The following is a 15,658-nucleotide window of genomic DNA, read 5'->3' on the forward strand; positions in this document are numbered from 1 at the left end:
GATGGCTAAACGTCGTAGATTGGAAGCGCCAAGTGCCGCGCAACTGGATGAGCTTGAGAAGGGTTTCGCGCGCGAAACCAAGGGGGGTGCGTTAGGGCCCATCCCGCCAATTGCGCAGGTTGCCGCCGATGCAGCAGCCAGTGGGGAGGCTGTTGATCCTGCGGTACGGGCCGCACAGGCAGTAGATAGGGCGGATGCCGAGCGGTACAGGGATGCGCTGGCAGATGGGTTGGTTGTCCAAAAGATCGCCGTCGGTCAGGTCTTGATGGAGGCGATGCCACGGGACCGTGTGACGGTAGATGCTGAAGCTATGGAGGAGCTGAAGAGCAGCATCCGTCTGTACGGGTTGCGCTTGCCCGTTGACCTTTTTGAGCTGGCTGAACAAGGCGCAAATGGTGAACGCTACGGCCTGATTTCAGGGTGGCGGCGTCTGATGGCATTCCGGGCGCTGGCGATTGAGACGGGCGATCCAACCTTTGAAGTGGTGCCAGCATTTGTGCGGGACGTGGGAACGGGTCCGAAAGCCTATGTCGCCATGGTGGAAGAAAATGAAATCAGGGCGAATCTGAGCCACTATGAACGGGGGCGCATCGCAGTCATGGCGACGGCACATGGCGCGTTCGCTTCGGTTGAGGATGCGGTCAATGCGCTTTACGCCAGTGGCTCCAAGGCGAAGCGCTCAAAGATACGCAGCTTTGCAGCGTTGCATGAGGAACTTGGCGACATGCTCAGCTTTGGTTCGCATCTGGGGGAGCGTCAGGGTCTGCGGTTGGTCGCCGCTATGCGCAATGGATACACAGGTCAGTTGCGAGAGGCTCTTGAGGTAGGGCAGGGGGGTGATCCTGCGTCGGAATGGACATTGCTTGAACCCACAGTGATCGTGTCAGAAGAGGCGGGAAAGCCGGGCAAAAAGAAGCGGCCAAAGACGCCGACAGCAGTCACCCAGCCGAAGCAGGGCAGGGGGTATCATCAACTGTCCAACGGGATCTCCCTGATGTGGGATATGGATCGCAGCGGGTATTACATCCGGCTGGAGGGAGAGATGGTTGACGCTGATGTGCTTGAAGCTGCGATGGATGGTCTAAAACGGGTATTGGATTCCGGTTCGTAGCTGGTTTCGCGCGCGAAACTTGTGAAATACATTTTAAAATCAAATAGTTGTTATAATCTGTGAGGGAGAGGCAGGGTGTATCACCCCCACCGTCACGGTGCCATAAGGCGTTTTTGCCGTACCGCAGGCTAGGGATAGGGCAACCCGATCTGCAACAGGACCAGACCCATGCCCCAGACCTCTGCTTTGCTCTCTTTGCCGTACATTCAGCCCGCACAAGCTCAGAAACATGTGACGCATAACGAAGCGCTTCGCGTTTTGGATGCAACCGTGCAGCTAAGCGTCGATGCTCTTGGAACAGCAACACCGCCGGGGTCCCCGACCGTTGGCGAACGCTTTATCGTCGCTCAGGGGGCCACTGGCGCTTGGGCAGGGCAGGAGAGTTCTGTCGCTGTCTATGAGGATAGCGCATGGATGTTCTATCCGCCCCACCTTGGGTGGATCGCATATGTGCGAGACCAGGGGGCATTCGCCCAATATGATGGCAGCTCCTGGTCGCTGGTGGCCGGGGATGTCAGCCCTGACATGCTTGGGGTGAATACCTCCGCCAATGCGACCAATCGGTTGAGCGTTGCTTCGCCTGCGACACTGCTGACCCATGAGGGTGACGATCATCGGTTGACGGTGAACAAGGCAGGGCTTGGGGATACGGCCAGTCTGCTGTTCCAGACCGGGTTCTCCGGCCGGGCTGAGATGGGTCTTGCCGGGGAAGATGCGTTCTCCATCAAGGTGAGCGCTGATGGTGCAAGCTGGACCACGGCGATGCGGTTTGATCCCACCACAGGACACGCGACAGGGCAGGCGATCCAGCAAAGCGCCGGGGATACGACCAGCGGTCGGCTGGTGTTGGCCCAGAACGCTGTGTTGCGCGACCAGATCGTCGGTGTCGCGAGCGAAACAGGCGGTATTCCGACCGGTGCGGTGATTGAGCGGGGGTCCAACGCCATGGGTGACTACGTCAAATGGGCCGATGGTACGATGATTTGTACCCGCAAGGTAACGATTGATACCTCGACCATTGCCAACCAACCGTTTGACTACCCAATCCCCATGGCGACGCATCTGACGGCAAGTGCCTCCGGCGCCAATATCGCCGAGATGGACAGCACCCTGCGCACTGGCGGGGCGGTGCGCCGCAAGGTGGTGGGGGAGTTGGGTATCTGGGCCGATACCACAGGGTGGCATGTCAAATTGCACCAGGCCGCTGATCCTGACACGGTCGAGGTCAATCTGATGGCCTATGGTTTGTGGTTCTGAGGTGCTGACAGACGTGGGGTAGGCTGCTAAGGGTGCGCTGTAATCAGTAGCATCCGAGAGAAGACCCCATGCAGATCGAAGAAACCACCTTGCCCGGTGTGGTGATCCTGACCCCACGGCGCTTTGGGGATGACCGCGGCTTTTTTGCTGAAACCTGGAACCGCAAGACGCTTGAGGGGCTGGGGATCACCACGGAATTCGTGCAGGACAATCACTCCGTCTCGGCAGAGGTGAACACAGTGCGGGGGCTGCACTTTCAATCCCCGCCCCATGCGCAGGCGAAACTGGTGCGCTGCGGCAAGGGTGTATTGTTCGACGTTGCCGTCGACATTCGAAAAGGCAGCCCGACCTATGGCAAGTGGGTCGGGGTTGAACTCAGCGCAGAGAACGGGCGGCAGTTGCTGGTGCCAACAGGGTTCCTCCATGGTTTTGCGACACGGACTCCTGACACAGAGATTTGCTATAAATGCTCAGACTACTACGCACCGGAATGCGATGGGGCGGTGCGGTTCGATGATCCCGAGATCGGGATCAATTGGGACCTGTCCGGTGAGGCCGTCTTAAGCGGTAAGGATGCAGCGGCACCTGTGCTGTCAGATTTCGACAGCCCCTTCGTCTGGGAGGGCGCGGCATGAAGATTTTGGTAACAGGTGGTGCTGGCTTCATCGGGTCAGCAGTGGTGCGACAAGCGGTGCGGGTAGGGCATGAGGTTATCAACGTTGATGCGCTGACCTATGCAGCCTGTCTGGAGAACCTTCGCGAAATTGGAAACAATCCGGGCTATTGTTTCGAGAATGAGAACATTTGCGACAGAGCCGCGATGGACAGGGTTCTGGCGGACCATCAGCCGGAGGCGATCCTGCACCTGGCGGCGGAAAGTCATGTGGACCGTTCAATCGACGGCCCCGGTGCCTTCTTAGAGACGAACATCATGGGCACCTACACCTTGCTGGAAGCGGCCAGAGCCTATTGGTTGGGGCAGGGGAAACCGGACGGGTTTCGGTTTCACCATGTCTCAACCGATGAGGTCTTTGGATCTTTGGGGCCAGAGGGGCAGTTTACCGAAGAAACGTCCTATGACCCGCGGTCACCCTATTCGGCGTCAAAGGCCGCCAGTGACCACCTGGTCCGGGCCTGGGGGGAGACCTATGGACTTCCTGTCGTCTTGAGCAATTGTTCCAACAATTACGGCCCATATCATTTTCCTGAAAAGCTGATCCCTGTGGTGATCCTCAACGCGCTGCATGGGCGGCCCATACCGATCTATGGCAAAGGCGATAACGTGCGGGATTGGCTCTATGTTGAAGATCACGCAGATGCTTTGTTGACGGTTCTTCAGAAAGGTCAATTGGGACGGTCCTACAACATCGGCGGCGAGAACGAGGCGCAGAACATCGAAGTGGTGCAGATGATTTGCGCCGCTTTGGATCGGTTGAAACCCGGTGACGCGCCTTATGCAGATCTGATCACCTACGTCACGGACCGGCCGGGTCACGACCAACGATATGCGATTGATCCGACCCGCATCCGGGAGGAACTGGGCTGGCGGCCCTCAGTCACGCTTGAGGATGGGTTGGAGCGCACGGTGCGCTGGTACCTCGATAATGAGGATTGGTGGCGGCCCTTGCTGGACCGGCCCGGTGTCGGGACACGGTTGGGCAAAGACGCATGAAGGCGCTGGTACTTGGCACGACGGGGCAGGTCGGTTTGGCGTTGTCCCGGTCGGTCCCTGCGGGATGGACGATGGAAGCCTTGGGTCGGGATCACGCGGATCTGACCGATCCTGCGGGCTGCGCTGCTTTGGTGGCAGCCAGCGATGCAGACGTGGTGATCAATGCCGCCGCCTACACAGCCGTCGACAAGGCGGAGGAGGATGAGGCCACAGCGCTGTTGGTGAACGCAGATGCGCCCACCGCCATGGCCAAAGCGGCAGCGGCCAAAGGCGTGCCCTTTCTGCATGTCTCAACGGACTACGTGTTTGACGGGCAGGGAACCCATGCGTGGGCCCCTGAGAGCCCTGTAGGGCCGCTGGGGGCCTATGGGCGCACAAAGCTCGCTGGGGAGCGTGGCGTGGCCTCTGCGGGCGGCTCTTATGCTATTCTGCGCACATCGTGGGTGTTTTCCGCAGATGGGGCGAATTTTCTCAAGACGATGCTGCGACTGTCAGAGACGCGGGATGCCCTGACCGTGGTGGGTGACCAGATTGGCGGGCCAACACCTGCTGCCGACATCGCGGCGGCACTTTGGGTGATGGCGGCAAAGCTATGCGACGATCCGGATGTGAGCGGGATCTACCATTTCTCCGGCGCGCCTGACGTCAGCTGGGCTGACTTCGCGCGTGAGATCTTTGCGCAGGCGGGCAGGGATGTTGCGGTGACAGACATTCCGACAGCTGATTACCCGACCCCAGCCGTGCGGCCGCCAAATTCCCGCATGGATTGTAGCGCCACGGCGCAGACCTTTGGCATCGCCCGCCCGGACTGGCGAGCGGGCCTGTCCGCTTGTTTGCGCGCATTGGACGTCGTGTAGTCGGCCAAAGCCTGCCGGCACGATGACCTGAAAGCGACGTTCGTCACTAAATCGCATATCTGCGGATGACTTTTGAACTTCTAGGCTCTATCCGCTGACCAACGGATATGGGTCAAAACATCCGGGATGTGAGGAAGACATGACGACACGCAAGGGTATCATTCTGGCAGGCGGTTCCGGCACGCGGCTGTATCCCATCACCATGGGAGTCTCAAAGCAGCTGTTGCCGATCTACGACAAGCCAATGATCTATTATCCATTGTCGGTGCTGATGTTGGGCGGGATACGCGAAATCGCGATCATCACAACACCGGAAGATCAGGAACAGTTCCAGCGGCTTTTGGGGGATGGCAGCCAGTGGGGGCTGGCGTTTACCTATATCATTCAGCCGTCACCGGATGGATTGGCGCAAGCCTATTTGCTGGCGAAGGACTTCTTGAACGGCGCACCCTCGGCAATGGTGCTGGGGGACAATATCTTCTTTGGTCATGGCTTGCCCACGATGCTGGAAAAGGCGGATCAGCAAGGGGCAGGCGGGACCGTCTTTGGCTATCACGTTGCCGATCCTGAACGATATGGCGTGGTGGCGTTTGACGAGGTCGGCAAGGCCAGCGCGATAATCGAAAAGCCGCCTGTGCCGCCATCCAATTATGCCGTCACAGGCTTGTACTTCCTTGACGCCACCGCACCCGCGCGCGCCGCTGAGGTCGAACCGTCCGAGCGCGGCGAGCTGGAAATCACCACCTTGCTGGAAACCTATCTGCACGAAGGGTCATTGAGCGTTGAGCGGATGGGTCGTGGTTACGCCTGGCTTGATACAGGCACGCATGGTTCGCTGTTGGATGCAGGCAACTTTGTGCGTACCCTGCAAGCGCGACAGGGATTGCAAACCGGCAGCCCCGATGAGATCGCATTCGAGAAAGGCTGGCTGAGCCCAGAAGATCTGGAACGCCGCGCGGAATTGTTCAAAAAGAACACCTATGGCGAGTATTTGTTTGAGCTATTGAAATGAGAACGTCTGAAAGACGTTAAGCCATTTGAGTCAGGGAAAGACAAAATGATCAGGCGGCTTCAAGGTCTGTTTCGGCGGTATGCCGCGGCACATCAGATTGTCGAGTACGAGGGTTTTGAACTGCTCGATGAATTGGGGCGGCGCATCGGCTACCTTGATCGTCTGCGGATTGCGGAAAACCGCGCAATCCTCGAAGGGTGGACCACCGGCCGCGATGTTCACATGATCCTCGACGGCAATGAACGCCGTGCGATGCCAAGCATGACCCGCGTGGATGTGGCCGAAGCATTGGGTCTTGAGCGGGATCGCCTCCTGGGGTTCGTGGTTGCCCAACACTATGTCGAAGGCCGATGCGTGCTTGGGATTGGGATGGGGAACGGCAGGACCTACTTCTTTGAAGTCCCGATGCCGGATGAGGCGATACTGGACCGCGCGACGCGCGCGGTCAGGGTACCCTTCGCACGGGATCTGATGCGCGCGGGGCCACATCTGGTAAAATGGGCGGTCACACGGAATCCGGCAGCGCGTGCAGGTGTCAAACGTGCACTTCGGCTGAGCGATCTGCCGCCGAGCATTTCCCTGTTCGATGCCGAAATTCTGGAGCCTGACACCTCGGCACCGCCAAAGCCCCAAGAGATCACGATTGTGATGCCAGTCTATAACGCCTTGGATCTGCTGCCAGAGGTGCTGCAACGGATCAGGGACAACACGGATCTGCCCTGGCGGCTCGTGATGGTTGAGGATTGTTCCTCAGATACCAAAGTCCGCCCGTTCCTGCGGGAATGGGTGAAGGCGCTGCCCGAAGAAACACAGGCGCGTGTCACTCTTGTGGAGAATGCTGAAAATCTTGGATTCATTGGCAGTGTGAATCGGGGTTTCGACGAAGCCCGACAGCATGCTGGTCATGTGGTTCTGTTGAACTCAGATGCGTTCCTGCCCAAGGCCTGGGCCACCCGTCTGCTGCGCCCCATTCTGGAAGATGCGGATGTCGCGACAGTGACACCGATGTCCAACGATGCGGAAATCTGCAACGCGCCCGTCGCCTGTGTCCGCCATGATCTGGAACCGGGAGAGGTCGACGTCATTGATGCTTTCGCCCAGACCCTCAATCCGTTGGTCGCGCGGGGCGAAGCTCCGACAGGGGTTGGCTTTTGCATGGCGATGAATGCGCGGTTCCTGAAACAGGTGCCGGCCTTTGATACCGCTTTCGGACGTGGATACGGTGAAGAGGTTGATTGGTGCCAGCGCGCCAGAGCGGTGGGAGGGCGGCATGAGATCATCGGCTCCCTCTTTGTCGAGCATCGCGGCGGTGTCTCCTTCGGCAGCAAGGAGAAGCTTGCGCTGATCCAGCACAACAGCAACCTGATCTCGGACCGCTACAACGATTACGATCTGGAAGTGCAGCAGTTCCTGCAAAACGACCCGGTGGAGGGGCCACGGATGATGCTGGGCCTCGCGTGGGCCCAGGGCCGCCAGGACGGATTGATGCCGCTCTATATCGCGCATTCCATGGGCGGGGGTGCGGAAGTTGATCTCAAACGGCGCATCAAGGCCCATATCGAAGACGGATCAAGCGTTGTGGTTGTGCGCGTTGGTGGCAAAGCACGTTGGACGGTTGAATTGCACGCGCATATGGGCGTGCAGGGTTGCCTGCTTGAAGATGACGTGGTGCTTCATCAGGTGTTGGCCCCTGTTCAGGGGCGCAGGGTGATCTACTCCAATGGTGTTGGGCACCACGATCCAATGCTGTTGCCAGAGATCATTCTGGCGCTCCGAAACGGGCCGTCTGATGCGCTGGAAGTGCTGGTGCATGACTACATGCTGGTCAGCCCGGCCTATACGTTGTTGAACAGCAAGGGGATTTACGAGGGGGTGCCGCCCGAAGATACCGAGGATCCCGAGCATCATGCGTTGCGCTTTGACAATACGCGGGCACCATTGTCGCTTTGGCGCGCGGAGTGGGCCAAGGTATTGGCGCATGCCGATCAAATCACAGCATTCTCGCAGGATTCGGCTTCGGTATTCTCTCAAGCCTATCCGGATTTCGCAGAACACTGCGTGATCGAGCCCCACAAGCCAGACCTCAAAGCCCTGAAGATGCCGAAATCGAAGCATCCCAAAGGCGACCCGGTCATTGGTGTTCTGGGCAATATCGGGTACCAGAAGGGGGCGTCTGTCCTGCAAGCCATGTCAGCAGATCTGGCGCAGAGCCATGCCGCAGGATTGGTCGTGATTGGCGACATCGATCCCACCTATGCTCTGAGCCCGCCTGCGATGGTACATGGGCGCTATGAGAAGACCGATCTGCCGGAGATCGTCCAAACCTACGGCATCACGAAATGGCTGATACCCTCCATCGGGCCAGAGACGTTTTCGTTCACCACCCATGAAGCCCTTGCAACAGGCATGCCGGTCTATTGTCTGGATCTGGGCGCGCAGGCCGAAGCCGTTGGTGCCGCCCGCAATGGCCATATCATCACCCGCCCCGCGGACATGGCCGATCTGCCGGAGGCGATCCTGCTGGCGATGCTCAGTAGTTGATCAGGTCGCGTTTGTAGCGGAGCAGGAACACAAGCCCGATCAGCAACGCGGTGAAGGACAGACCGAATACAAACACCTCGCTCACATAGGTGGCATCGTAACTGGGGTAGAACCCTTTGCGCATCTGTCCCACGACATGCACCAACGGGTTAAACCAGACATAGGTCTGAAACTGCGCAGGAATGGTATCGTACATGTAGAAGACGCACGAAATCAGCAGGAGCGGCCTTGTCAGAATGCTCCATATCCGCTGATAGACCGGGAACATGGTCTGCAAAAAGCAGTTCATTGTCCCCATGCCCAGCGACAAGGCAGCGAGCATGGCAAAGGCCATGATGATCTGCGGAAAATCAGCGACGGTTCGCGTGTCAAACAGCGCGACAATGCCGACGAGGATGATAAAGGCCACCATCAACTGGGTGATGCCATTGACCAGAAACCGCCCTGCGATTGCGTCAAAGAACGTGACACTTGGATAGGCCAGCAGCGGTTTTGAAAACATGACGGAAGCTGCGGTCTTGTTGGTCACGTCGATGAAAGCCAGAAAGGGCACAAGGCCCGTGGCATAAAAGATCGGAAAGTTCGACCCGATGGGGGGTGATCTGAACCCCAGTGAGAAGATCGCGGTCAGCAATGCAATGCCGGCGGCCGGTTCAAGCACGGCCCAGATATATCCACCCGGTGAACGACCGTAGGTTGTTGCCATCTCGCGCAGCATCAGCGCCACAATCGCCCGTGGCGTTGCGAATTTCCGCCGAACACGCGGCGGTTTCTGGGGCAGGGCAGGGGCGGTCGAGGACATGATTGAGTGGTGTTTGCGCTAGTTTTCCAAGGCCTTACTATGTATGACGGTCAAAGCAATTGCAATTTCATCCTCGGGGGTATGCGGGTGAACGACGAGCCCAAACAATCGAAGTCCGAAGGCGGTACCGTTCAGCGGTTGCGATTGAGCCCGACAAAGGCACAAACAACGCAGCAGCCGACGTCCGGGCAAAAGCAGCCGCCCGCCGCGGAGGCTTCGACGCCCGAGAAACTCCCACAAACCAAACCGGTTCCCCCAAAGCCTGCCCCGAATGCGGCTCAGGGCGCCGGCAAACCGGCAGCGGCCCAAACGGGTCAGAATGCGCCGACCGCCGCCCCGCCAAAGCCCCCTGCCGGGGCAGGAGGCCCCGCCGCACAGGCCGCACCAAAAACCGACGTGAGCGCGTTTCAGCCCGTGAGCCAAGCCAGAGCACGACGGCGGCACTGGGGCGTGGTACTGAGCTTTCTTTTGCTGGTGCTGCTGCCCATGGCAGTTGCGGGGTTCTACTTGTGGACCAGAGCGGCGGATCAATATGCCTCAACGGTCGGCTTTTCGGTCCGTACCGAAGAGGTTGGCTCCGCGATCGAGATCTTGGGCGGGATCACCGAACTCTCCGGGTCAAGCTCTTCTGACACCGATATTCTGTTCGAGTTCCTGCAAAGTCAGAAACTGGTTCGGGACATCGACAACGCTCTTGATCTGCGCACCATCTGGTCAAAAGCGGAAAACGATCCGATCTTTGCCTATGACACCAGCGGCACCATCGAGGATCTGTTGGAACACTGGCTGCGGAAGGTGAAAGTCTATTACGATACGGGCACTGGATTGATCGAATTGCGGGTCTTGGCATTTGACCCGGATGACGCAAATGCCATTGCGGAGGAAGTCTTTGCCGCCAGTTCGTCCATGATCAACGAGCTGAACGCCATCGCCCGCGAAGATGCGATTCGCTATGCCCGTGAAGAGCTTGAAAACGCGGTCGAGCGCCTGCGTCAGGCCCGGCAGGTCCTGACCCAGTTCCGCAACCGCAACCAGATTGTCGATCCCACGGTGGACCTGCAAAGCCAGGCCGGTTTGCTCGGCTCGCTAGAAGCGGAGCTTGCCAATTCCCTGATCGAACTCGACCTGCTGGAAGAAACGTCCCGGTCGGGCGACCCCCGCATTGTTCAGGCCGAACGGCGGGTGCGGGTCATCGAAGAACGCATAGATGCGGAGCGCAAGAAGCTTGGTTTCGGCAGTGGGGCCGAGGATGGTGATTTTCTCGCGAATCTTGTGGGAGACTATGAACGCCTCGTGGTGGACCGCGAATTTGCTGAGACGGCCTATGTCTCTGCGCTGGCCGCCTATGATGCCTCTCTGGCCGAGGCCCGTCGGCAAAGCCGTTATCTGGCCGCGCATGTGCTGCCCACGCTGGCGGAGCGGGCGGAATATCCCAAACGGGAAATGCTGCTGGGGTTGATCGGGCTGTTTCTGGTGCTGGGGTGGTCGATCCTTGTGTTGATCTATTACGCCCTGAGGGACCGCCGATAGGAGCGCGCCATGATCGAGTTGCGCAATCTCACCAAGACTTTCCTGCTGCAAGGTCAGCGCAAAACAGTGGCGCGCAACATCAGCCAGGTGTTCCCGACGGGAACTTCCGTGGCGTTGTTGGGGCGCAATGGGGCCGGTAAATCTTCGCTGCTCAAGATGATCGCCGGCACGATGGACCCCACCGAAGGGGAAATCCGATCCACGGGGACCATTTCCTGGCCAGTCGGGTTTGCAGGGTCGTTCCACCCGGACCTGACGGGCGCACAGAACACCCGGTTCATCGCCCGCATCTATGGGGTGGAAACCACCGAACTGATTGATTTTGTCGCCCGCTTTGCCGAACTTGGCCCGCATTTTCACCTGCCGCTGCGCAGCTATTCTTCGGGCATGCGCTCCCGATTGGCATTTGGCGTGTCGGTGGGCATCCCTTTTGACACCTATCTGATTGATGAAGTCGTCGCGGTCGGTGATGCGATATTCAGGCGCAAGAGCGGTGACTTGCTCCGGGACCGCATGCGGTATTCAAGCGCGATTGTTGTGTCCCACTCCATGCCGATGGTGCGTCAGCTGTGCGACGTGGGTGCGGTGCTGGAGGATGGCGATCTGACGTACTACGATGATCTGGACGAAGCGATTGAACATCATGAGCGGAACATGAGTGCTTGATCAGAGGGTGGCAGCATCCCTTTGAACAATGTGCTTGATCTTGGCCAGCATTGGCGCACGATCTTCTTCAACACGCTTCATGTAGTCGCCCATTTCTTCACGGAAACGCGCAGCATACACATCGTTGGTGGTGGTTCCGATTTTCCGGTGTGCCGTGTTCAGTTTGAGCCCGGTCATATGCTCAAGACCAAGGTAATGGCCCATTGCGTTCACAACCTTTGCCGGACGCAATGAAGTGTTTTGTTCATAACTCATCCGGAAAGGTGAAAGATCATAATCTGCGAAGAGCTTTTCGGTATCCACCTCAGCGTGGCGTATGTGTTCGAGCCAGCGCTTGATCTGGCCAGCATTGTAGGTGAATGATTTTTCCTTGGCTTCCAGTTCAGCGGCACTTGCTTGCGATGCGTGACCAAGCTGGGTTTTTTGCATTTTATACAAAGAGATTGCTTGAAGCAGGATGTCCTCGCGGATCAGCCAAAAACACTTCTCACTGGGGAAGCGCTCAAGGAAATCCTCCCTGTTCCGGAAGACTGCGTTGAGCTGATGGTAAGTTATCTGAAAGCCGAAGACACCTGAGGTATTGCGCCGCCGCACAAGAATGTCGATGTACTCGTCCATGTTTGTTGCGTTCAGCGCACGGGTCATATTGGGCATGAAGTTGGGGTTAAAACACTCCCCAGGGATGCTGAGTTTGCGTGTGCGGTCCGCGATGTCGGTAAGCCAGGAACTGCCGGAGCGCGGCGTAAAGAACATCACATATTGCGTGGGTGCCGCAGGCAGCTTCATTTCGCGCGCAAACCTGTTTCGGTCCAGCTCCGATTCTTTGGCAAAACCTTTCCACATAGATCCGCGATCCCGTCAGATAATTGTTAAGCTATCCGAAAGGCTCTCCGGATCCGTTATCCCTTGCACAAACAGGATATTGCCGTCGCCAAAGTCCAAAACAGTCGAAGACCCATCGTTTGACGCGAACAGAGCGATAACATCCTCGACCGAATAGTCAATGCCGTTCCAAATTGTGTCCGCGATCCTCAGCATGTCTTCGCCAAGTGTGAAATCGGTGATCTGATCAACACCCTGGGCAAACACAAACGTATCGACCCCCGCGCCACCGGTCATGACATCATTGCCAAAACCACCGTTGAGCTGATCATTGCCATCCATCCCCAGCAATCGGTCGTTTCCTGCGGCTGATATTAACCGATCATTGCCGCCCGCACCCCAAAGGGTGTTGTTGTTTGCATCCCCCGTCAGGATGTCGTTGGCGTTTGATCCATAGATATTCTCGATGGAAACAAAGACGTCGCCCGTCGCCTCGCGCGTGTTGTTGGCCGGGTTGCGCAGGTCCACCGTCAGCCCAAAGGGACTTTCCCGGTAGTCGATCCGGTCAATACCGCCGCCACCATCCAGCAGGTCCCGGCCCACGCCGCCCACCAGAACATCGTTGCCGTTGCCGCCTTGAAGTGTGTCATGCCCCAACCGGCCGGTCAGCCAGTCGTTGCCATCATCACCAAAAAGCACGTTTGCACTATCGTTGCCGCGCAGCCCGTCTGCGAACCGGGAGCCGGCGAGGTTTTCGATGGATAGAAACACATCGTTCGCCGCGTCCCCGGTGTTGTTCACGCCAAAGGCGAGATCCGCCACCACCGCCTGGGCTGCGTTCCGGTAGCTGGCCTGATCCACGCCATTCCCACCATCGAGCGTATCCGCACCTGTCCCACCTCTCAGGTCGTCATCGCCGCCCATGCCGCGCAAGACATCGTCTCCGCCGCGCCCGGACAGAAAATCGCGGCCATTGTTGCCGAACAAGGTGTTGTCGTCGTTTGTGCCCAGCAGGTTGTCGCCAAATTCGCTGCCCTGAATTTCCTCGATGGAGACGAAGGTGTCGCCCGCAGCTTCGCCCGTGTTGAAGGCAGCAAACAGCAGGTCAACGGTGACCGCAGTTTGAGAGGCGAAGTATGTCACCCGGTCAATGCCCGCACCGCCGTCAAGCCGGTCTGCATCCGCACCCCCCATCAGGATGTCGTTGCCGCCGTTGCCAAAGATCGTGTCGTTTCCGTTGCGGCTGGCGATGTTGTCATTGCCGCCGCCGCCCCAGATGACGTTGGCGACGTTGTTACCGCGCAGGTTGTCCGCAAAGTTTGAGCCGCGCAGGTTCTCGATGCTGACATAGATGTCGCCTGCCGCTTCAAAGGTATTGAACTGCGCAAAACCAAGATCGGCCAGCAGGCCGTTGGTGGAGAAGCTGTAGTTCGCCTCATCAATGCCGACACCCCCCTCCAGCAGGTCCGCGCCCGCGCCGCCGATCATGGTGTCGTTCCCCGACCGACCGATCAGCGCGTCATCGCCGCCACGACCCTGAAGCATGTCATTGCCGACATAGCCAATCAGACGGTTGTCCCCGCCGTCCCCATAAAGCGTATCGGCCAGAGCGGACCCGTGGATTTCTTCGATGAAAAAGAACTCATCCCCATCCGCTGCGCCTGTGTTCATTGCGGTGTTTGCCAGATCCACAACCACGGCGGACGCAGCACTTTGATAAGTTACGCGGTCGATCCCGTCCCCGCCGATCAGGCGGTCTGCACCCGCACCGCCATCCAGAGTGTCGTTGCCGCCCAACCCGCTGATTGTATCCTCAAGGTCTGTCCCTTCGAGGATGTCGTTTTGCGAAGTTCCTTCAAACGTCAGAATGGAGCCAAACTGCATTGGGGTCAGATGGGTGAGAGAGAAGAAATCTTCGGTCGCAAAATCCTCAACCCGCAAAGAGCTGCCGTTATGCGTATTGATCACCAGCCGGTCGCCGCGAAATTCGATGATGGCGCCGCTGCCGGTGGTCGTGAACTCAAGCGCGTCAAGCGTATACACCAACCCCAGACCTGACAGATCAATGCGGTCCTCGTTGATGTTGAAATCCGTGATTATGTCGTTGCGGGCCTCATCGGCGCGGAAGACAAACGTGTCCGCGCCACCTCCACCGGTTAGCAGATCCGTGCCATACCCTCCCATCAGGGTATCATTCCCTGCGCCGCCTGAAAGTGTGTCATCCCCTCCCATTGCCCGGAGCACATCATCGGCGCTGGTGCCGGACATGAACTGCGCCGCGGTGGACCCGACTTGCGTGACCCCACGGTTGCCGACATCGGCCTGAAGGCGTGTGATGCCCGCGTCGGCTTCCGCAACGGAGGCGATCTCAATCCGACCTCCGACCATTGTAGCGGCCAGATCGGTGACGTTGGTCAGCGCCGTCTCTGTTGTATCGGCAAAGCTGTCGAGATGGAGCAGATAGCCATCCGGCAGGATCTGGAACAGGGAAACACCATCATCCGCGCCTGCCGCCACGACAAAGGCCCGGTCACCATCCTGCACGACGGAGAGCGCGGCGGCGTTGTCAAAGCGGGTATCCCGGCCATCGATGACATGATCCACAACGCGCATTGCGCCGTTGTCAAACAGCTCCACCACGCTGAGAGAGGCGCTGTTGCCACCGGCTATCACGGCGAAATCCGTGCCTGCGACCTCCACAAGTGCCATCGTGGTCGGGTTGGAAACATAAAGACCGCTATCGCTGTCGATTGTGGCGCGCGGGTTCATGGTGCCATTGGGGTTGACGCGAAAGGACATGAGGCTGTTTGCAGCAGAAGACAGGGCAAACACATGCGTGAAGCTGCTACCATTCAGCGCGGCGATTGCGGTGATGTCGTCGCCAAGGCCATTGCCCGGAAGGGTCGTCAGAATCGGATTGGCCAGACTTCCATCGTTTTGCACCCTGTAGGTCGCCAGGGTGTCCTGACCCCGGTGTGCCGACAGGATCATCTGGTCCGGGCCAAGGTCAAATGTCGTGATTGCCGTCATCGCGCCTGGCAGGGTGTTGCCTGCCACCGACCGGGAACCAAGCGTGCTGCCCATGACTTCATGCGTCACAAGACCTGCGTATTGAGGACCGGTGGTGATCACAACATCAGCATTGTTCAATTCACCAACGTGCAGCGCTGCCGGGCTGCCAAGCCCATTTCCGGGCGGCAGAAACGTCTCGTCCCGCAGTGAAATACCGCCACTGGTCAGGGTAAAGGTGCTCAACGTCATGCCGGTGTAGGACGTCGCAAACAGAACGAGCTGCCCGTCGATCCGCGCGAAGTCTATGTCGCTGAGGATCCGGTCCTCATCGTCCGGATCGCCTTGCCGCGTGCCAATATGCGTCAGTTCAACCATT

At 58.5% G+C, this 15,658-nt stretch carries 12 protein-coding genes; 9 read left to right on the plus strand and 3 right to left on the minus strand.

Going from position 1 to position 15,658, the window contains the following annotated elements; translation table 11 throughout:
* From Q1A91_RS22445 to Q1A91_RS22475, 7 genes are all read left to right on the plus strand, one after another.
* The coding region (locus Q1A91_RS22445; RefSeq protein ID WP_299882856.1) for a ParB/RepB/Spo0J family partition protein at window positions 1-1,111 on the plus strand (1,111 nt) is incomplete at its 5' end.
* 168 nt (window positions 1,112-1,279) lie between these two features.
* Entirely contained in the window at window positions 1,280-2,368 is a 1,089-nt protein-coding gene (locus tag Q1A91_RS22450) for a DUF2793 domain-containing protein (RefSeq protein WP_299882858.1), read from the plus strand.
* 68 nt (window positions 2,369-2,436) lie between these two features.
* Window positions 2,437-3,003 (plus strand): dTDP-4-dehydrorhamnose 3,5-epimerase, encoded by a 567-nt coding sequence (gene rfbC / locus Q1A91_RS22455; RefSeq protein ID WP_299882860.1) that lies wholly within the window; start codon window positions 2,437-2,439, stop codon window positions 3,001-3,003.
* Window positions 3,000-4,040 (plus strand): dTDP-glucose 4,6-dehydratase, encoded by a 1,041-nt coding sequence (rfbB, locus tag Q1A91_RS22460; protein WP_299882862.1) that lies wholly within the window; start codon window positions 3,000-3,002, stop codon window positions 4,038-4,040. The genes rfbC and rfbB overlap by 4 nt, the downstream gene beginning before the upstream one ends.
* Window positions 4,037-4,897 (plus strand): dTDP-4-dehydrorhamnose reductase, encoded by an 861-nt coding sequence (gene rfbD / locus Q1A91_RS22465; protein ID WP_299882865.1) that lies wholly within the window; start codon window positions 4,037-4,039, stop codon window positions 4,895-4,897. Before rfbB ends, rfbD begins: the two co-directional genes overlap by 4 nt.
* 139 nt (window positions 4,898-5,036) lie before the next feature.
* The gene (gene rfbA / locus Q1A91_RS22470; protein ID WP_299882867.1) at window positions 5,037-5,909 is read left to right on the plus strand and encodes a glucose-1-phosphate thymidylyltransferase RfbA; all 873 of its coding nucleotides are present in this window, start codon (window positions 5,037-5,039) and stop codon (window positions 5,907-5,909) included.
* Window positions 5,910-5,954: 45 nt separating this feature from the next.
* Entirely contained in the window at window positions 5,955-8,450 is a 2,496-nt protein-coding gene (locus Q1A91_RS22475; RefSeq protein WP_299882869.1) for a glycosyltransferase, read from the plus strand.
* Here the strand turns inward: Q1A91_RS22475 and Q1A91_RS22480 are convergent.
* Window positions 8,440-9,252: an ABC transporter permease gene (locus Q1A91_RS22480; RefSeq protein WP_299882871.1), complete on the minus strand. Its 813-nt coding sequence runs from the start codon at window positions 9,250-9,252 to the stop codon at window positions 8,440-8,442. The genes Q1A91_RS22475 and Q1A91_RS22480 overlap by 11 nt on opposite strands.
* Window positions 9,253-9,702: 450 nt before the next feature.
* On the opposite strand from Q1A91_RS22480, the gene Q1A91_RS22485 reads away from it, so the two are divergent.
* Both Q1A91_RS22485 and Q1A91_RS22490 read left to right on the plus strand, forming a co-directional pair.
* A complete protein-coding gene (locus tag Q1A91_RS22485; protein WP_299882873.1) occupies window positions 9,703-10,782 on the plus strand; it encodes a capsule biosynthesis protein in 1,080 nt (359 codons plus the stop codon).
* A 9-nt stretch (window positions 10,783-10,791) separates the two neighbouring features.
* Window positions 10,792-11,448 carry an ABC transporter ATP-binding protein gene (locus Q1A91_RS22490; RefSeq protein ID WP_299882875.1) on the plus strand — a complete coding sequence of 219 codons (657 nt, stop codon included), beginning with the start codon at window positions 10,792-10,794 and terminating at the stop codon, window positions 11,446-11,448.
* Here the strand turns inward: Q1A91_RS22490 and Q1A91_RS22495 are convergent, their stop codons facing one another.
* Entirely contained in the window at window positions 11,449-12,234 is a 786-nt protein-coding gene (locus tag Q1A91_RS22495) for a Stf0 family sulfotransferase (protein WP_299882877.1), read from the minus strand. It abuts the gene before it with no gap.
* A gap of 72 nt (window positions 12,235-12,306) precedes the next feature.
* Window positions 12,307-15,657, minus strand: coding sequence for a calcium-binding protein (locus tag Q1A91_RS22500; RefSeq protein ID WP_299882879.1), 3,351 nt, complete (start codon window positions 15,655-15,657; stop codon window positions 12,307-12,309).
* Between the last annotated feature and the right edge of the window lies 1 nt (window position 15,658).

Source organism: uncultured Sulfitobacter sp. (assembly GCF_947500075.1).
Classification (GTDB): domain Bacteria; phylum Pseudomonadota; class Alphaproteobacteria; order Rhodobacterales; family Rhodobacteraceae; genus Sulfitobacter.